Below are 17394 nucleotides of genomic sequence, written 5' to 3' on the forward strand. Positions count from 1 at the left end.
ACCGCACAGGGGATCACCATCGCCCACCATGAGCGATGCCACAACTATTTTGGTCGACACCGACCTTGAACGCGACGACGCCGCGGCCGCCGCAACCGGCCTTTACCTGCGGCTGGTCGGCGACGGCACGATCTCGTCGGTCTACGAAGTGGAAAGCGAGCCGCGTTTTCGCGTGCTCGACGAACGCCTGACCGAGGAAACCGGCGTCTATGCCATCGGCCTGCATGCCAGCAGCCACCGCTGGCGGGACGATGAACACGGCGGTTCGCATCTGATCGAGGGCGGCCCGGAAAACGGCATCTTCTGCCGCTACGACGGCAGTTTCACCATCCGCTGCCCGGAATGCCGCCAGCCCCTGGCCCCGGGTGACGAGGGCAGCGAAGCGCTGGAAGAAGCCCTCGCGGTGTGGTGCGACGCACCCAACTCCGCCTACGTAGCCTGCCCCGGTTGCGCCGCCTGGACGCCGCTCACGCTGTGGCGCTCCCCCGCCCATGATTTCGCCGTGGGCCACTTCGCCATCACCCTGTACGGCGCGCATCTGCGCAGCCTGACCGACGGCAGCCACGACCACTTCGCCACCCTGCTGCGCCAGCGCCTGGGCGACGTGGCCGGCGATTTCGCCGTGGTCTACGCCAAGGCGTAGTGCCGCCGGGCCCCGGCACCGCCGCCAGGGGCCGTGGCGCCGCCGCTCGACCCCTGTAGGAGCCGATTCATCGGCGATCCCGCGGCAGCAGGCCAGGTCGCCGCGAGCACCCATCGCCGATGAATCGGCTCCTGCCAAGGCTTGGCTACCGGGTCGTCGAGGCGCACCATTGGCGTTTGCCCCATTCCCCTGCCCCCGGAGATCGACGATGAACGACGCGCTGGCCGCGCTCTACCCGCAGCACCTCGCCACCCTGCGTGAGCGCACCGATACGGCGCTGGCGCGCGGCGGTTTCGACCACCTCATCGTCCCGGCCGGCCGACCGATCACCAAGTTCCTGGACGACCAGGACTACCCCTTCATCGCCAATCCTCATTTCAGGCACTGGCTGCCGCTGGTCGACGCGCCGGGCAGCTGGCTGGTTTACACGCCGGGCGAGAAGCCCAAGCTGATCTTCCTGCAGCCGCGCGACTACTGGCACGTGGTGCCGGAAGCACCGTCGGGCTACTGGGTCGATCATTTCGACATCGTCGTCGTGCGCAAGCCGGCCGATGCGATCGCCGAACTGCCGCAGTCGCTCGCCCGCTCGGCGATCATCGGCGACCAGTACTGCGCGCTGGACGAGGTCTGCGCGAACAATCCTCCCGCGGTGATCGACCACCTGCATTACCACCGCGCGTTCAAGACGCCCTACGAAATCGAACTGATGCGCGAAGCCAGCCGCCGCGGCACGCGGGGTCACCGCGCGGCCGAGCAGGCGTTCCGCAACGGCGAGAGCGAACTCGGCATTCACTTCGCGTACCTGAAGGCCGTCGGCCAGATCGATGCGGAACTGCCGTATGCCAGCATCGTCGGACTCAACGAGCACGGTGCCGTGCTGCATTACACCAACTTCGATCGCAAGGCGCCGGCCGAAAGCCGCTCCTTCCTGATCGACGCGGGCGCGAGTGCCTCCGGCTACGCGAGCGACATCACGCGTACGTATGCCGGCAAGAACTTCGGTGAGTTCCAGGCGCTGATCGATTCGGTCGATGCGGCAGAGCAGTCGTTCGTGTCGAACGTGCGCGCAGGCCAGAGCTACCCCGAACTGCACGTGCATGCCCACCACGTGCTGGCCGGCGTGCTGCGCGAACATGGCTTCATTCGCATGAGCGCGGAAAGTGCCGTCGAGTCCGGCGTCTCCTCCGCGTTCTTCCCGCACGGCCTCGGCCACGGCATCGGCCTGCAGGTGCACGACGTGGCCGGCTTCGCCGCCGGCGAAACCGGTGGCACCATCGCCAAGCCGGAAGGCCATCCCTACCTGCGCCTCACGCGTAACCTCGAGGCCGGCATGGTGGTCACCATCGAGCCGGGCATCTACTTCATCGACATGCTGCTGGCCGAGCTGAAGAACAAGCCGTTCTCCAACGACATCGACTGGGCCAAGGTCGACGCGTTTCGCAAGTACGGCGGCATCCGCATCGAAGATGACGTGGTGTGCACCACTGGCGAGCCGGAAAACCTCACCCGCGATGCGTTTGAGTTGATCTGATTGGATGTGATTCTGTAGGAGCCGATTCATCGGCGAAAGGGTGCTCGCCACACCCTTTCCCGCTCTTGCGGGCACGCCCCACTCCTACAAAGCCAGGGACGACAATGTCTCGCTAGCGCGGCTGGCATCGAAGCCCCGGCGATCTGTCGAGCATGGTCAAGCCGCATAAGCGGCTTGCCAGGACACCGACATGAACCCGCTTCAAGCCCGCCTTTGCATGCGCGCGGTGCAGAAAGGATTGCTCGCTTCGGCGCTTACCGCCGCAGTTTGCTTCTCTGCCCCCGCCGTAGCGCAGGACCCGCCTCTGCCGGCAGCCGAGATGACCGAGCTTCAATGGCAACTGCTCGAAAAGCAGATAGACGATCGTGCGAACGAAATCGCGAACAGCCAAAAGTTCTTCGAGGAAGATCGGCGACCTATTGTCGTGCACGCGAGAATCGATCGACCATCAAACGCGGTCGTGCTAGCCATCGACACCAGCTTCAGCAGGGACGTCGGAGGACTTGAGCTTGAGGACTTCATGTCGCACATCAGAGTCGGAATGGAGGACCTGACGGCGGCCATTCCTGGGTTCAATACGACCAAGTGGCTTATCGGCGGCTACGACATGGACTACTGGTTCAACCAGATAGCCCCTGAGGCGGAACGTCCGGCCCTCCCGACGGGGCATGTTTCTGCTGCGCAGGCCGTACGACCGAAAGTGGTCGTCTCCGCCGGTCACGGCGCTTACTTCCATAAGAACTTCAAATGGATCACGCAGAGGGATTGGGTCAATGGCATCCTCGAGGATGAAATTACCACCGTCTTCGCAAGAGAGCTCTCCTTCTTTACCGAGCGGAATGGCGCAGACCCGATTCGAATCAGGGGAGCAGACGTCGGCCTTGTACACCAGCCAAGCGGCAAACCGTGGAACAGCTTGGCCGCCAGATACGTTCTTGAGAACTGGCAGCCAGGCAATCCCGAGATATGGAACAGTAAACCAGAGAGCACCGACCCGCGTCGAGAAATGCACCAAGACATCAGAAGCCGCCCCTTCTATGCAAATTTGATCGGGGCGGATGCGGTAGCACATATCCATACCAACGCCGACAAACCCGCCGCCACCGGAACACGCATCCTCGTGCACCCTGGACGGCCCGGGGATTTCCGGCTCGCACAACTTTCGCTGTGTGGCATGAGGGAAGCGATTCACTCAGACCCTCAGTTCGCCAACTTCACAGTCCCGCGAGATCCGTCTGTCGTTCAGGATAAGGGCGAGAACTCCTACGCAAAGGTCCCTTCCATGATCGTGGAAGTCGGCTTCCACACAAACTTGGCCGATGCAAAGCTCCTCCAAGACCCGACCTTTCAAAAGCTGTCAATGAGAGGTCTTGCCAAGGGCATGCGGCTCTTCCGTGAAGGAGCGATATGCGCACCCTTCATCGTGAAGCCAGCGGAGCCGATGACGGCCGTGGTGGGCAAGGACTTCCGCATGCCAATCGCGATTTCCGGGAATCCTGTCTACCCGGTACATCTCATTTCAACAAAGCTCGACTGCCCTGAGGGCAAAACGTGTAGCCCGACGATCCGATCCGTCTACAGCAAGAAGGAGGCAGACGCGTACCGATTCAGTCACTTGTGCTGGCGTGGTGACGAATCAAAGCCACCGGTCGAATTCCGCGTCGAAGCTAAAGACTTCGAGGGGCTGCGTACGGAACCTGTGACCTATCAGTTGAGGTGCGTGAAAGGCTGAGCTCGCCACCGGCGGCCTGGATCGCATCAGCGGTTATCCGGTGCGATCCAGCGCATCACCCGGTCAATCAGCCGCCGCTCTTACGGCCCCTCGTGCTTAGGCATCGGATCCCGCTTCAGCGTAGCCTCGTCATCCGAGTGCACCTCGTACCACATCGCGTTGAGGATGCCGAAGGCGGCGGCCAGGCCGAGGCCTAGTATCCAGGCGAAATACCACATGGCTCTATTGCTCCTTCAGTACATGCTGTGCGACTTGCGCACGTGTTCGAGGGTGACCCGGCCGCGCATGACGCGGTAGACCCAGCCGGTGTAGAGCAGGATCAGCGGAATGAAGACGACGGTGACACCGAGCATGATCAGCAGCGTGCCGAGGCTGGACGACGCATCCCATACCGTGAGGCTCGAGGTCGGGTCGGCTGCCGAGGGCATGAGGAAGGGGAACAGTGCGAACCCCGCGGAGAGAATGGTGCCGGCTACTGCAAGGCAACTGCAGAAGAAACCCATGAAGCCGCGCTTTCCGACGAATAGCTGCAAGCCGAGGGCGCCGATGAAGGCAACGACAGGACCTGCCCAGAAGTACGGATGCGTGAGGTAACTGGCGAACCAGGTCCCGCCCACGGCAACCTGCTTGTTCATCGGATTGGACATGGCGTCCGTCACCACCGGCCCGGAGACGGCGTAGCCCGGGATGCCGTAAGCCAGCCAGATGCCTGCGAGCACGAACAGCACGATGTACACCGCGGAAGCCATGCGCGAGACCTTCGCCGCGCGTTCCGCGATCACGTGATCAGCCTTCATCGCCGCCCAGCTCGCACCGTGCGCGAGCAGCATGCTGAGGCTCACCAGCCCGGAAAGCAGCGCGAACGGCCGGAACAACTGGAAGAAACTACCGTCCCATGTCATTCGCAAATCACCGTCGTAATGGAACGGCAAGCCAAGGAACAAGTTGCCGAAGGCCACACCACAAACCAGCATCACGATCACACCCGATGCGATCAGGCAGGTATCCCACACCGCCCTCCAGCGCGGATCGTCCACCTTCTCGCGAAAGTTGAAGCCGACCGGACGAATGATGAAGGCGACAAGCAGGACGAACATCGCCACGTACAGGCCGGAGAACGACGCCGCGTAGAGCAGCGGCCACGCGGCGAACACCGCACCGCCGCCAAGAATGAACCACACCTGGTTACCTTCCCAGGTGGGTTCGATCGTCTCCAGCAGAACGATTCGCTCGTGCTCGTCACGGCCAAGGATGCGCAGCAAGGCGGCCACCCCGAAGTCGAAGCCGTCCATGATCGCAAAGCCGATCAGCAGGATGCCGATGAGGGCCCACCAGATCACCCGCAGTGTTTCGTAATCKAACATGGCGTTCTCCTCAGACCGTCTGCGCGGTGACGGGAATAGCATCCGGTCGCTTCGGCCACATGCCGAGGCCGTCCGGTCCCTTGCGGGCGAACTTGAGCATCAGGTAGCCGTCAACAAACGCCAGCGCCGTGTAGAACAACACGAACCCGCCGAGCGAAATCCAGACCTGCCCCGCCGTCAGCGAAGAAGCACCCAGCGCCGTCGGCAGGACGCCTTCGATCGCCCACGGCTGCCGCCCGTACTCGGCGACAATCCATCCCAGTTCCGCAGCGACCCACGGCAGTGGCAGGCTCCATAGCGCCACCTTCAGGAAGCCGCGGCCATCGAGGCGCCGCTGGGTGGAACGCCAGAACGCATAGGCGAAAAGGAAAATGAAGTACATGCCGCAGGCCACCATGATGCGGAACGACCAGAACAGCACGGGCACATTCGGGATGGTGCTATCGGCCGCCTTCTGGATATCCGCTGGCGTGGCCTTTCGCGGATCGTCCATGAAGCGTTTCAGGAGAAGCGCGTAACCCATGTCCTTGTCATGCGCGGCGAGAATGGCCTTCGCCTGCTCGTCGCCCTTGTTCTCTCGCAACACGAGCATGGCGTCATAGGCCTTGATACCGTCCGCGATGCGGATCTTCGCGTCGTCGACCAGCGCGGCGATACCGGGGATCGGCTGATCGATGGATCGCGTGCCGATCAGACCCATCACCCAGGGCACGCGAATGGCAGCGTGCGTCTCTCGCGCCGTCGTATCCGGTATGCCGAAAAGGGTAAACGAGGCCGGCGCCGGCTCGGTCTCCCACATGGCCTCGATCGCGGCCATCTTCATCTTCTGGTTCTCGGAAACGGTGTAACCGGACTCGTCGCCCAGCACGACGACCGACAAGGAGGCGGCGAGACCGAAGCTGGCGGCCACCGTCATCGAGCGCTTTGCGAAATCCACATTACGGCCGCGCAACAGGTACCACGCACTGATCGACAGCACGAACATGGCACCCATCGTGTAACCCGCGCTCACCGTGTGCACGAACTTGGACTGTGCGACAGGGTTGAAGATCACCTCCTTGAACGAAGTGACTTCCATGCGCATGGTCTGTGGATTGAACGCGGCACCGACCGGGTTCTGCATCCATGCATTGGCGATGAGAATCCACAGCGCGGAGAGGCTAGTCGCCAACGCGAGGAACCAGGTCACCAGCATGTGCTTCAGCGGCGAGATGCGATCCCAGCCGAAGAAGAACAAGCCGACCAGCGTGCCCTCGAGGAAGAAGGCCATCATTCCTTCAATGGCCAGCGGCGCGCCGAAGATGTCACCGACGTAATGCGAGTAGTACGCCCAGTTCGTCCCGAACTGGAACTCCATGGTCACGCCCGTGGCCACGCCCATAGCGAAGTTGATGCCGAACAGCACGCCCCAGAACTGGGTCATGCGTTTCCATACTTCGCGGCGGGTCATCACATACACGCTCTCCATGATGGCGAGCATGAAAGCAAGGCCGAGCGTGAGCGGGACGAAGAGGAAGTGATACAGCGCCGTCAGTGCGAACTGCAGGCGCGACAGGCCGACGACATCGGGGTCGACGATCATGGCTGGGATCCCTGGGTAGAGGCGGAAGCGGGCGCGAGCATCCTTCCGACACCGGCGGGCGAGACGTCCGCGCGGGGTAACGGCCGGATGGCCACGTACCAGATGAGCATGAGCAGGGCGAGCTTGGCGACGACGATCAATGACAGCTCGAGGGCCAGCCTCGGCAGGGGCTTCTTGTCGCGCCAGCGGCGGCGCCCGGGTGCAACCTCCACAACCATCGGTGCGACTCCCTCGATTCCCTGACCATCTGCCGGACATCGTATGCCCGGGACGACGAGCGCGATCCATGGCCGATTGTCGCAACCGGCTGACCGCGTATCCTTCGGTTTCCTCTTCCAGCCTAAGCCTATCCCCGGGATGTCCTTGAATAAAGTGCGCTATGCCTCAGTCGATGTCATACGTGGAATGACGGTTGCGGCGATGCTTCTGGTCAACGATCCGGGCGATTGGGGCCATGTGTGGTGGCCTCTGGAGCACGCCGAGTGGAACGGCTGCACGCCGACCGACCTCGTTTTTCCCCTTTTTCTCTTCATCGTGGGTGTGTCGGTCTCGTTGGCCATCGTGCCACGCATCGAGGCCGGTGCGGAACGTGCACCGATTCGGCATGCGGCGTTGCGCCGCGCTGCGCGCATCGTCGGATTGGGCCTGGTGTTGAACCTCATGGCGTGGGCTGCGATCCCGGAGGCGCATCTGCGGATTCCAGGCGTGCTCCAACGGATCGGCATCTGTTTCGCCGCGGCGGCGTTGCTCGCCGTGCATACGCGGCCGCGCACGCGGGACGCCATCGGCGTCGCGCTCCTGGTGGGGTACGGGGTGTTGCTGTTGGCCGGGGGCTCGCTCGAGCCCTGGATCAACGTCGTGAGCCGCGTCGATACGACCGTGTTCGGACACTTCGTCTACATCACCGACCCCGCCACGGGGCGCGGCCACGATCCCGAAGGCCTGTTGGCTACGCTACCCGCGCTGGCGACCACGCTGCTCGGCATGCGTGCAGGGGCGTGGCTTCGCGCAGGCGATACGCGTCGGCTGATTATCGCCGCCGTCATCTGCGCCGTGACGGGCTGGTTGCTGCAGCCGCTGTGGCCGTTCAACAAGAACCTGTGGACGCCGAGCTACGTGCTGTGGACAGGCGGGTGGTCCTTCGCGTTGCTGGCCCTTTTTCACGTACTGGTCGACCTGCGCGGCTGGAAACTTCCAGGACGCGCTTTCGGTGTCAATGCGATCGCCGCTTATGCGGGTTCCGGGCTGATGGTCTACCYGTTGATCGCGCTCGGGGTCACCGTGCCCCTGTACCAGTGGGCCTTCGCTTCCTGGATGACGCCACTCTTCGGCCCCTATGCGCCTTCGGCCGCCTGGGGCGTGGTCTTCGTCGCCATCTGGTGGCTGGTCGTCCGCTGGATGGACAAGCGAGGCATTTACCTCAAGGTGTGAGGGAACGGCATCCTTGGCCCGCTGCCGCGGGATCGCCGATGAATCGGCTCCCACAACGCGCAGTGCCCATGCCACAGGCGCCGTCGTCTAGCGTTCCAGGGCGTCGGGGGATTTGGGGACCATCGCGGTCAGCACGTCCGGTGCACCCTTGGTCACGGCCACGTCATCCTCGATGCGAATGCCGATGCCACGCCAGCGCTCGTCGACGGCCTTGTCGTTCGGCGGGACATAGATGCCGGGTTCGACGGTGACGACCATGCCTTCCTCGAGCACGCGCGGTTCGCCGTCAATGCGGTAATCACCCACGTCGTGTACGTCGAGACCGAGCCAGTGGCCGGTCTTGCTGGGAAAGTAGGTTTTGTAGCTTCCCTCGGCGATGGCCCGGTCGGCGCCGCCCTTGAGGATGCCGACGGCGCAGAGACCTTCGGCGATAACGCGGACAGCGGCGTCGTGTGCCGCGCCGAACGAGAGCCCCGGGCGCACCGCGTCGATCGCGGCGAGCTGCGCCTCGTGGACGATGTCGTAGAGCGCGCGCTGGGCCGGGGTGAAACGCCCACCGACCGGGAACGTACGCGTGATGTCCGAGGCATAGCAGTCCACCTCGGCGCCGGCATCGATCAGGAGCAGCTCGCCATCCTTGAGCGTGGCCCGATTCGCCTGGTAATGCATGATGCAGGCGTTGGCGCCACCGGCGACGGTCGGCGGGAACGCCGGCACCGCGCCCTGGCTGCGGATGCTGCGAAGGATCTCGCCTTCGATTTCATATTCGGCTGCCCCGGGGCGTGCCAACGCCATGGCGGCGATGTGGGCCGCGCCGGCGACTTCGCCAGCGCGTCGCATCAGGGCGAGTTCGTCGCGCGACTTGAACAGGCGCAGGTCGTGCAGCAAATGCCCCAGCGCGACCAGATCTTTCGGCACGACGCCGCCGCCACGCGCGGTACGCAGCCGGCGGATCCACCCAAGCAGGCGGGCGTCGAAATCCGGCTCCTGGCCGAAGTGGCAGTACACCCGCGCCCTGCCCTCGATCATCCCGGGCAGGATGTCGTCGATGTCGTCGATGGGAAAGGCGTCATCGAGGCGAAGTTCGCGTGCGGCACGATCCGTGCCCATGCGCTCGCCGTCCCAGCGCTCGCGCTCGGCGTCGCGTTCCCGGCAGAACAGCACGGTTTCGCCATGGGCCCGGCCCGGCAACAGGGCAAGCACGGCTTCGGGTTCGCCGAAGCCGGTGAGGTAGTGAAAATCGGAGTCCTGCCGATACGGCCACGGGGCATCGGCGTTGCGCATGCGCTCGGGGGCGGCGGCGAGGATCAGTACCGAATCTTCGCCCGCCATGCGCATCAGCTCCCGGCGGCGCCGGGCGTACTCCGCGGGCGCGATCAATGCAGGGTGTCGCTGGCCGGTCGTGATACGCGACTGAATTCGGCGTGCAACAGCAGGGCACCGGTGCGGACGTACTCTTCGATTTCGGTCAGGTTTTCGTCGTTGACGTCATCGTCCTTGTCGAACTCGAACTCCGTCGTGGCGATACCCGCCATGTCGGTAAGCACTTCACGCGCTTCTTCGCTCATGCTCTTGTTGGTTTCGGGCGAACCGCCCAGGCCGAAACCGCCGAGGAAGCCCTCGGCCCACTCGCTCAGACCCTCCGCACGCTCGTGGATCGGCGCGTCGTCGTCGGGTAACCAGGGCGAAAAGGTCAGGTCGAGGTCGGCAAGCCATTCTTCGGTCTGGTGACGGAGCCGGGTGAGCATGGCCTGCTCTTCCGCCGTAGGTGCCTGGTCGGGCTCGAGTTCGAGCGCCGCCAGCACCGACCCGTGAGGGAAACGGCCACCGGCGCTGATGTAACCCACCAGGGCGCCATGGAATTCGCTCACCGACATGGCCAGCTTGCAGCGCCCGATGAGTTCGGCGATCTCTTCGGGATCGACGGTCTGATTGGCGGACATGGGGGTACTCCTCGATAACTTTGCTACGCAGTCTAATACAGGTGCCATCACCCCCTGCCGACAAGCGCGAACGTCCTGTTATAGTCCGCGCATGACGAACCCGGACGCCTTCAAGACCGAAGTGGAAGCCCTGAGCGCGACGCTCGACCGGCTCGTCGATACCGTTCGCCGCCTTAACGAGGAAAACCGCAGCCTGCGGCATAGCCAGGAACAGCTGGCCAACGAACGGGCGGGACTCATGGCGCGCAACGAACAGGCGCGCGGCCGCGTCGAAGCGATGATCCAGCGCCTCAAGGCGCTCGAGAACACGGGCTGATCTGTCACATGAATGCCACCGCCAGCGAACCGGTATCCCTCCGCCTCCTCGACCGCGAGTTCCATATCGCGTGCGCGCCGGAGGAACGGGCCGGTTTGATCGCCGCCGCCCAGTTTCTCGACGGCAAGATGCGCGAGCTCAAAGCCAATGCCAAGGCCCCCGGTTTCGACCGGATCGCCGTCCTGACGGCCGTCAGCATCGCCCACGAGCTGCTTTCGCTCAGAAAGGAGCACGAGTCGCAGGAACAGGTGCTGACCGACGGATTGGCTTCCCTTCGCAAGAAGCTTGATGGTCTGCTCGACGCACCGGTAAAATAGCGGCAGGCGTTCCCTGCGGTGTTCGCCAGCGCACTTTACATTTGCCTTGTTCCTACATACGACCCCGGGTCGGCTATTCGTGGCTGTTGTGCATGTCCGCCTTCGTGCGGAAAGCCTAAATGCTGCGTGGCTCTCCCACCTGATCCTTTGGATCAAGGTCGTTTGGTGCGCAGCGGCATCGCGGAGAACGCCTCTCCTTAATCAGCCGATCGGCCGCAGGGCCGGTCAGCGCCCCCGTCGCGGCACCGGCTGGGGCGGCTCGACGGCAACCTTCGACCGTGCCGTTCAGCTGAGTCCCCCATGTCAAAGCTTCCCGAGAGACGCGAACTTCGAGCCGACCTCGTCCAGCGCCGACGCCAGCTGAAGCCGGCCGAGCGCGTTGCGGCGGCCCAGGGCCTGCGCCACTCGCTGGAGCAGCTGCCCGAATTCCTCACCGACAAACACGTTGCGGGCTACTGGGCGACCGGTGGCGAGCTCCCGCTCAACATGGCCATTGCGCCGCTCGCCGAGCGCGGCCAGACCTTTTACCTGCCGATCGTGACCAAATCGGGTGGCAAACGCCGCCTGACCTTCGCCCCGTGGACCACGGGTGAGATTGTCGAATCCAACGACATGGGCATTCCCGAGCCGAAGGCCTCCGAGCGCATCGTCGAGGCGAACAAGCTGGACCTCGTGCTGGTACCCCTGCTGGGTTTCGATCGCAAGGGCAATCGCCTCGGCTTCGGTGGCGGCTACTACGACCGCAGCTTCGAGTTCCTGCACGGCCAGCAACGCCCGGCGCAGCCCCTGCTTGTCGGCGTCGGCTACCACTTCCAGGAACTGGATGCGATCACGACCGCCGAGTGGGATATCTCGCTCGACTACATCGCGACCGACAAAGAGCTGATCGACTGCACGGGCAACGCCCTATGAATTACTGGCTCATGAAATCCGAGCCGGATGCTTTTTCCATCGACGACCTGAAGCGTAAAGGCAGCGAACCCTGGGATGGCGTTCGCAACTATCAGGCGCGCAACTTCATGCGCGACGGCATGAAGGTCGGCGACAAAATTTTCTTCTACCACTCGAACACGGATGTCCCCGGCATCGTCGGCATAGCATCGGTCGCTTCACCGGCCTATCCGGACGAGAGCCAGTTCAACAAGAAATCGAAATATTACGACGAGAAAGCCACACGCGAGGAACCGCGGTGGATGCTTATCGACGTGAAGTTCGAGCGCAAGCTCGCACGCACGATTTCGCTCGAAGAACTGAAGAACCGCGACGAACTCGCCGACATGCCGCTGGTGCGCAAAGGCAACCGGCTGTCGGTCATGCCGGTCGCCAAGAGCGACTGGGATTTCATCCTTACGCTGGAAAAGCCATGAGCCAGGACAACGAGAAGCGCCTTGCCGCCGAGACCGCCGTGCATCGTTATGTCGAGAACGGCACGTTCAAGGGCGGCATCATCGGCGTAGGCACCGGCTCCACGGTGAACTTCTTCATCGATGCGCTCGCGCCCTTCCGCGACAAGATCAAGGCCGCAGTATCCAGCTCGGAAGCCTCCAGCGATCGCCTGCGCAAACTTGGCTTCGATGTCCTCGATCTCAATGCCGCTGGCCGCCTCGACCTCTATGTCGACGGGGCCGACGAGTGTGATCCGCAGAGGCGTCTGATCAAGGGCGGTGGTGCGGCACTCACTCGCGAGAAGATCGTGGCTGCCGCGTCCGACAAGTTCGTCTGCATCATCGACTCCACCAAACAGGTGGACGTCCTCGGCAAGTTTCCCCTGCCGGTCGAGGTGATTCCGATGGCGCGCAGCCTGGTGGCCCGCGAGATCGTCGCCCTCGGCGGCCAGCCGGTGTGGCGCGATGGCGTCGTCACCGATAACGGCAACTGGATCCTCGATGTGCACAACTGGCACATCACCCAGCCCGTGGAACTCGAGGCCACGCTGAACCAGATCGTCGGCGTCGTCGCCGTGGGCCTGTTCGCGAAGCGCCCGGCGGATGTCGTCATCGTGGGCAATCGCGAACTCTGAGACGCTCCGGCGCGAGACTGCCCTACCCTCTGTAGGGCCGATTCATCGGCGATCGCAGCCATGTGGGAGCCGCTTCAGCGGCGAAAAGCCAACGGAGCGGTTTAGCCGCAGCGCCCATCGCCGGCATAGCCGGCTCCCACACAAGCCGGTGTACCCTCTCGCCCCATGACGCTCGAAAGCATCCTCCTCATTGTCCTCCTGGTGCTGGCCATTGCCTGCATCGCCCTTCTTCTCGTCGTGCTTTCCCGCGGAAAACACGACGACGGCAACGCCGGCCGCCTCGACGCCCTGCGCGAAGACACCCGCCGGCTCGAAGGCGTGCTGCGCGACGAACAGCGTGCCGGCCGTGGCGAGCTCGGCGAGAGCTTCAACCAGTTCCGCGCGCACGTTCAGGAGCAGATGCAGCTGGCCGCCGAGCGGCAGCACGAGCGCATCGAAGGCTTCGGACGCCGCCTCGACCAGCTGACCGAGCGCACCGATACCGGCCTGCAGTCGCTGCGCCAGGGCCTGGCCGATGACTCACGCAAGACCCGCGAAGAATCCGCGCTCACGCTCAAGCACTTCGGCGAACTGCTCGACCAGCKTTTCACCGCCCTGACCACCGACAACGAGAAACGTCTCGGCGAGATCCGCGCCACCCTGGAGGCCCGCCTGGCGGCCATCCAGCAGGACAACGCGGCCAAGCTCGAACAGATGCGCGCCACCGTGGACGAGAAGCTGCAGTCCACCCTGGAAACCCGCCTGGGGCAGTCCTTCCAGCTCGTTTCCGAGCGCCTTGAAGCCGTCCAGCGTGGCCTCGGCGAGATGCAGGCCCTGGCCGCGGGCGTCGGCGACCTGAAGCGCGTGCTGACGAACGTGAAGACCCGCGGCACCTTCGGCGAAGTCCAGCTCGGCGCCCTGCTCGAACAGATCCTGGTGGCGGAGCAGTACGCCGCCAACGTCGCCACTGTTCCCGGCTCCGCCGACCGCGTGGAATATGCGATCCGCCTGCCCGGCACCGAAGACGGCACGCCGGTCTGGCTGCCCATCGACGCCAAGTACCCGATCGAGGACTACCAGCGCCTGCTCGACTTCCAGGACGCCGCGGATGCCGAAGGGGTTCTCGTCGCCGGCAAAGCGCTCGAACTGCGTGTGCGTGAAGAGGCCAAACGGATCCACACCAAATACGTGGCTCCGCCGCACACCACCGACTTCGCCATCCTGTTCCTGCCCACGGAAGGCCTCTATGCCGAGGTAATCCGTCGACCAGGGCTGTCCGATCAGTTACAGCGCGACTACCGGGTCACCATCGCCGGTCCCACCACGCTCACCGCCCTGCTCAACAGCCTGCAAATGGGCTTTCGTACCCTGGCGATCGAAAAGCGGTCGTCCGAGGTGTGGCAGGTGCTGGGCGCGGTCAAGAACGAGTTCAGCAAGTTCGGCACGGTGCTGGAAAAGACCCGCAAGCAGCTGGATACGGTGCGCAACAGCATCGACAGCGCCGGCACCCGGACACGCGCCATCGAGCGCAAGCTTCGCGGCGTCGAGTCGCTGACCGGCGACCAGTCACAAGCCTTACTGGAGCTGCCGGCCGATCTCGACGACACCGAGGCCGACGCCACGCCCGATCAGTCCGAGGACTGATGGCCGCGAGCACCCATCGCCGATGAATCGGCTCCTACATTCCTTATAATGAGCGTTTGCAGCCCAAGGAATCCCTCCCGATGAGCGACGACGCCAAGTCCCGTCCGGTCACCCGTGAACAGGCCGAAGAAGCGGTACGCACGCTCCTGATCTGGGCGGGTGAGGATCCCAAGCGCGAGGGCCTGCTGGATACGCCCAAGCGCGTGGTCAAGGCCTACTCGGACTGGTTCAAGGGTTACGACGAAGACCCCGCCGAATACCTGCGCCGCACCTTCAAGGAAGTCGAAGGCTACGACGAGATGATCGTCCTTCGCGATATCGAGTTCGAAAGCCACTGCGAACACCACATGGCCCCGATCATCGGTCGCGCCCACGTCGGCTACGTGCCGACCGACCGCGTCGTCGGCATCAGCAAGCTCGCCCGCGTCGTCGACGGCTTCGCCCGCCGCTTCCAGGTGCAGGAAAAGCTCACCGCGCAGATCGCCCACTGCATCGAAGACACCCTGCGCCCCCGCGGCGTCGGTGTGGTCATCGATGCCAGCCATGAGTGCATGACCACCCGTGGCGTGCACAAGCGTGGCGTCTCCATGGTGACCAGCCAGATGCTTGGCAGCTTCCGCGAAGATCCCCGCACACGAGGCGAGTTTCTTCGCTTCGTCGGCGTCGACCGTCGCTGACGTTGAGCGGACCGACCGACACCACCCTCCACGACGAACGCCTGCAGGATCTCTTCCGCGACGGCTTCGTCGCCGAGGACCTTCCTGCCGTCTTCCCGCTGTTGCGCGGGCGAGGCCTGCTGCGTGCGTTTTCCGCCCTGTTCCACGGCAGCGAGGCCCAGGTGCTGCTGCGCCTGCTGGTGTTGCGCACACTCGGCGCACGCTCGCATGCCTCGGAGTGGACGCCGCAGGAGATTCGCGACCATCTCGCCTTTGTCGACGCGGTGAAACTGGAAACGGTGGTCCAGCGACTGAAGGATCACGAGCTTCTCGTCTATGACGGTGAAACACAGCGCTATCGCGTCGGCCCCCTCGGTCGCAAGGCACTGGCGGCGCTCGCCGTCATGCTGGAGTTCGAGAACGACGATGACGACGGCCTCGGTTACCTCACGGCGCAGCTCGCCGCGGGTCAGGCCATCGGCCGTGTGTCGGTGGACGAGCTCGGTCACCTGTTGTCGCGCCTGAGCGAACTGAAGGAGGACTTCGATCGCGCCGTCCTCTCGGGTTCCGAACACCGGATCCGCCGCGCCGCCGAACGCCTGGATTCAGTCTGGACGTGGGTCGAGAAAGGCACCGAAGTCGTTGCCGGCATCACCGAGAAGGAAGAGCTGGAACCGGCGGCGCATCGGCTCGCCCAGGCCGTCGGTCGAGCGCAGAGTGCCCTGCTGCGCCAGGCCGGTATCTTCCAGCGCGAACTCAACAAGATCGACCAGCACCGCGTGCACCTCGGACGTACGGGCCTGTCCTCGTCCGACCTCGTCGGCTGGCTGCGCGCACTGGATGTCGACGCACTCGCCGCCTTCGAGGACGGTCAGCTGCTGATGCCCTTGCCGGCGTCCTTCATCCACGACCAGATCGCCCTGGACGTGGCGGAATTCGAACTGCTCGAGCGCGAACGCCTCGCCGCCGAAAGCACGGCACTCCCTGGCGCCGAACAACCACCGGACACCGCCGATCTGCCGATGGACGAGGAAGACCTGCGTTTCCTCGAAGACTGGCATGCCGAGCTCGCTGCCATCGTGAGCCCGCGCGAACTCGCCGATACGCTGATCGGCGACGACTATGCCTTGTCCGCGTATCGCCTTTCCTTGCTCGGCCTGCTCGGCGACCCCGAATCGGCGGCACTCGAAGGCGGCACGGCCGATCTTGCGCGCCTGCCCCTCGCGCTCGAGATCGAACCGATCCTGATCGAAACCGACCTGCCACAGATCGCGCTGGTGAGCGCAGGACGCCTGCGTCCGCGAACCGTCGCGAAGGACACCACCGATGCATGATGAAACCGCCACCCTGGTTACCCGGCTGCTCGCCCAGCGCTGGTTACCGCGCGACGACGTGCAGGCTCGCAAAGCCCTGCTTGACGAAGCCTTTCGCGAGGAACTCGACCGCCGGCTTGAGTCGGTCGGGCTCGAACTCCGCGAACATCCCTATGCCGCCTACATCGGCCTTGCCGTGACAAGGAAGAGCGAGCGCGCCGTCTTCGGTGGCAGCGACAGCTGGATATCCAACACCTTGCAGCTGGACCGCGACGGTGTCGCGCTGCTCGTCGTCATCTGGGCGTTGATCGTGTTGCCGAAGCGGCAGCGCCAGGTCGAGCGCCAGGATGTCGAAGCCGCCGCATCGCAGAGCCAGATGTTCGCCGAGCAGAAGCCTATTCCGCGAGACCCTACGGTGTCGCCGGTGATCGCCGAGCGCACCCTGCTCGCCGACTTCGGCGAGAAGCTCGGCGGCAAGACACGCGTCGGTTTCAACCTGGGTACGCTCAATCGACTCGGCTTCATCATCCGCCGCAAGGGTGAGGTCGCCGAAGGTCCGCTTCTCGACCTCGCCTTCGATTACGAGCGCACCGCACGGCGGATCCTCGATGGCGCTCTCGGCGACCTGCTGGCGGAAGCCGCATCGCGCCCGCCGTCCGCTCCGGTGCACGACCTGGACGACGACGAAGAGCCCATGGACGAAATCGAGGAAAACGCCGATGTTTGATTTCCGCAGCCTCGAGGTCGTCCACTGGGATTACTGGCAGCGCTTTGTCCTCCCGCTGGACACGAACATCGTCACCGTCGTCGGGCCGAATGGCTCCGGCAAGACGACCCTGCTCGATGCGTTGCGCACCCTGCTCACCATCGACTGCGCGGGCAATCGCGACTACAAGAGCTATCTGCGCCACAACGGCAAGCCC

Annotated in this window: 20 protein-coding genes and 1 other RNA gene; 15 read left to right on the top strand and 6 right to left on the bottom strand. The window is 64.2% G+C overall.

Annotated elements, in window-relative coordinates; genetic code table 11:
• The first annotated feature begins 28 nt into the window (after positions 1-28).
• The 3 genes from AC1DSN_RS04060 (at position 29) to AC1DSN_RS04070 (ending at position 3906) form a co-directional block, all read left to right on the top strand.
• A complete protein-coding gene (locus AC1DSN_RS04060) occupies positions 29-643 on the top strand; it encodes a hypothetical protein (protein WP_477329673.1) in 615 nt (204 codons plus the stop codon).
• A gap of 208 nt (positions 644-851) precedes the next feature.
• Positions 852-2174 carry a Xaa-Pro dipeptidase gene (gene pepQ, locus AC1DSN_RS04065; RefSeq protein ID WP_477293430.1) on the top strand — a complete coding sequence of 441 codons (1323 nt, stop codon included), beginning with the start codon at positions 852-854 and terminating at the stop codon, positions 2172-2174.
• A gap of 190 nt (positions 2175-2364) precedes the next feature.
• On the top strand, positions 2365-3906 hold the full coding sequence (locus AC1DSN_RS04070) for an N-acetylmuramoyl-L-alanine amidase family protein (protein WP_477293428.1): 1542 nt from the start codon (positions 2365-2367) through the stop codon (positions 3904-3906).
• 80 nt (positions 3907-3986) lie between these two features.
• On the opposite strand, the gene cydX is transcribed toward AC1DSN_RS04070, so the two are convergent.
• From cydX to cydP, 4 genes are read right to left on the bottom strand one after another with little or no spacing between them, the layout of a single operon-like run.
• Entirely contained in the window at positions 3987-4124 is a 138-nt protein-coding gene (gene cydX, locus AC1DSN_RS04075) for a cytochrome bd-I oxidase subunit CydX (RefSeq protein ID WP_063573149.1), read from the bottom strand.
• Positions 4125-4139: 15 nt separating this feature from the next.
• A complete protein-coding gene (gene cydB, locus AC1DSN_RS04080; RefSeq protein ID WP_477329675.1) occupies positions 4140-5270 on the bottom strand; it encodes a cytochrome d ubiquinol oxidase subunit II in 1131 nt (376 codons plus the stop codon).
• A 10-nt stretch (positions 5271-5280) separates the two neighbouring features.
• Entirely contained in the window at positions 5281-6849 is a 1569-nt protein-coding gene (locus tag AC1DSN_RS04085) for a cytochrome ubiquinol oxidase subunit I (protein WP_477293449.1), read from the bottom strand.
• Positions 6849-7070, bottom strand: coding sequence for a cytochrome oxidase putative small subunit CydP (gene cydP / locus AC1DSN_RS04090; RefSeq protein ID WP_063573152.1), 222 nt, complete (start codon positions 7068-7070; stop codon positions 6849-6851). Before cydP ends, AC1DSN_RS04085 begins: the two co-directional genes overlap by 1 nt.
• A gap of 139 nt (positions 7071-7209) precedes the next feature.
• Between cydP and AC1DSN_RS04095 the strand changes: the two genes are divergently transcribed.
• Positions 7210-8283, top strand: coding sequence for an acyltransferase family protein (locus AC1DSN_RS04095; protein ID WP_477329677.1), 1074 nt, complete (start codon positions 7210-7212; stop codon positions 8281-8283).
• Between the two features lie 87 nt (positions 8284-8370).
• Here the strand turns inward: AC1DSN_RS04095 and AC1DSN_RS04100 are convergent, their stop codons facing one another.
• Together AC1DSN_RS04100 and AC1DSN_RS04105 are read right to left on the bottom strand one after the other, a co-directional pair.
• Complete coding sequence (locus tag AC1DSN_RS04100; protein WP_477293421.1) at positions 8371-9663, bottom strand: aminopeptidase P N-terminal domain-containing protein; 1293 nt, start codon at positions 9661-9663, stop codon at positions 8371-8373.
• Entirely contained in the window at positions 9660-10226 is a 567-nt protein-coding gene (locus tag AC1DSN_RS04105) for a UPF0149 family protein (RefSeq protein ID WP_063574088.1), read from the bottom strand. Before AC1DSN_RS04105 ends, AC1DSN_RS04100 begins: the two co-directional genes overlap by 4 nt.
• A gap of 91 nt (positions 10227-10317) precedes the next feature.
• Between AC1DSN_RS04105 and AC1DSN_RS04110 the strand changes: the two genes are divergently transcribed.
• The 11 genes from AC1DSN_RS04110 to AC1DSN_RS04160 form a co-directional block, all read left to right on the top strand.
• Complete coding sequence (locus tag AC1DSN_RS04110) at positions 10318-10542, top strand: TIGR02449 family protein (protein WP_063574137.1); 225 nt, start codon at positions 10318-10320, stop codon at positions 10540-10542.
• Positions 10543-10550: 8 nt separating this feature from the next.
• Entirely contained in the window at positions 10551-10859 is a 309-nt protein-coding gene (locus AC1DSN_RS04115) for a cell division protein ZapA (protein ID WP_046967972.1), read from the top strand.
• Between the two features lie 7 nt (positions 10860-10866).
• Positions 10867-11050, top strand: a non-coding RNA gene (gene ssrS, locus AC1DSN_RS04120) — 6S RNA.
• A 109-nt stretch (positions 11051-11159) separates the two neighbouring features.
• Complete coding sequence (locus AC1DSN_RS04125; RefSeq protein ID WP_477293418.1) at positions 11160-11771, top strand: 5-formyltetrahydrofolate cyclo-ligase; 612 nt, start codon at positions 11160-11162, stop codon at positions 11769-11771.
• Entirely contained in the window at positions 11768-12226 is a 459-nt protein-coding gene (locus AC1DSN_RS04130; RefSeq protein ID WP_213949356.1) for an EVE domain-containing protein, read from the top strand. Before AC1DSN_RS04125 ends, AC1DSN_RS04130 begins: the two co-directional genes overlap by 4 nt.
• A complete protein-coding gene (rpiA, locus tag AC1DSN_RS04135; RefSeq protein WP_213949355.1) occupies positions 12223-12879 on the top strand; it encodes a ribose-5-phosphate isomerase RpiA in 657 nt (218 codons plus the stop codon). Before AC1DSN_RS04130 ends, rpiA begins: the two co-directional genes overlap by 4 nt.
• Positions 12880-13044: 165 nt before the next feature.
• Positions 13045-14502: a DNA recombination protein RmuC gene (locus AC1DSN_RS04140; protein WP_477329679.1), complete on the top strand. Its 1458-nt coding sequence runs from the start codon at positions 13045-13047 to the stop codon at positions 14500-14502.
• Between the two features lie 80 nt (positions 14503-14582).
• Complete coding sequence (gene folE, locus AC1DSN_RS04145; RefSeq protein ID WP_063572933.1) at positions 14583-15179, top strand: GTP cyclohydrolase I FolE; 597 nt, start codon at positions 14583-14585, stop codon at positions 15177-15179.
• Positions 15180-15181: 2 nt separating this feature from the next.
• Positions 15182-16492: a hypothetical protein gene (locus tag AC1DSN_RS04150; protein ID WP_477293413.1), complete on the top strand. Its 1311-nt coding sequence runs from the start codon at positions 15182-15184 to the stop codon at positions 16490-16492.
• Positions 16485-17198 (top strand): hypothetical protein, encoded by a 714-nt coding sequence (locus AC1DSN_RS04155; RefSeq protein WP_477293411.1) that lies wholly within the window; start codon positions 16485-16487, stop codon positions 17196-17198. Before AC1DSN_RS04150 ends, AC1DSN_RS04155 begins: the two co-directional genes overlap by 8 nt.
• Positions 17191-17394: ATP-binding protein (locus AC1DSN_RS04160; RefSeq protein ID WP_477329681.1), on the top strand; the 204-nt coding region annotated here is incomplete at its 3' end. The genes AC1DSN_RS04155 and AC1DSN_RS04160, both read left to right, overlap by 8 nt.

The organism is Luteibacter sp. P4_D7_3 (genome assembly GCF_056401735.1).

Bases quoted from the DNA above. Each gene is read 5' to 3' on its own strand.
- AC1DSN_RS04060 (WP_477329673.1), top strand. From the start codon at position 29: ATGAGCGATGCCACAACTATTTTGGTCGACACCGACCTTGAACGCGAC.
- pepQ (WP_477293430.1), top strand. From the start codon at position 852: ATGAACGACGCGCTGGCCGCGCTCTACCCGCAGCACCTCGCCACCCTG.
- AC1DSN_RS04070 (WP_477293428.1), top strand. From the start codon at position 2,365: ATGAACCCGCTTCAAGCCCGCCTTTGCATGCGCGCGGTGCAGAAAGGA.
- cydX (WP_063573149.1), bottom strand. From the start codon at position 4,124: ATGTGGTATTTCGCCTGGATACTAGGCCTCGGCCTGGCCGCCGCCTTC.
- cydP (WP_063573152.1), bottom strand. From the start codon at position 7,070: ATGGTTGTGGAGGTTGCACCCGGGCGCCGCCGCTGGCGCGACAAGAAG.
- AC1DSN_RS04105 (WP_063574088.1), bottom strand. From the start codon at position 10,226: ATGTCCGCCAATCAGACCGTCGATCCCGAAGAGATCGCCGAACTCATC.
- AC1DSN_RS04110 (WP_063574137.1), top strand. From the start codon at position 10,318: ATGACGAACCCGGACGCCTTCAAGACCGAAGTGGAAGCCCTGAGCGCG.
- AC1DSN_RS04115 (WP_046967972.1), top strand. From the start codon at position 10,551: ATGAATGCCACCGCCAGCGAACCGGTATCCCTCCGCCTCCTCGACCGC.
- AC1DSN_RS04125 (WP_477293418.1), top strand. From the start codon at position 11,160: ATGTCAAAGCTTCCCGAGAGACGCGAACTTCGAGCCGACCTCGTCCAG.
- AC1DSN_RS04130 (WP_213949356.1), top strand. From the start codon at position 11,768: ATGAATTACTGGCTCATGAAATCCGAGCCGGATGCTTTTTCCATCGAC.
- rpiA (WP_213949355.1), top strand. From the start codon at position 12,223: ATGAGCCAGGACAACGAGAAGCGCCTTGCCGCCGAGACCGCCGTGCAT.
- folE (WP_063572933.1), top strand. From the start codon at position 14,583: ATGAGCGACGACGCCAAGTCCCGTCCGGTCACCCGTGAACAGGCCGAA.
- AC1DSN_RS04155 (WP_477293411.1), top strand. From the start codon at position 16,485: ATGCATGATGAAACCGCCACCCTGGTTACCCGGCTGCTCGCCCAGCGC.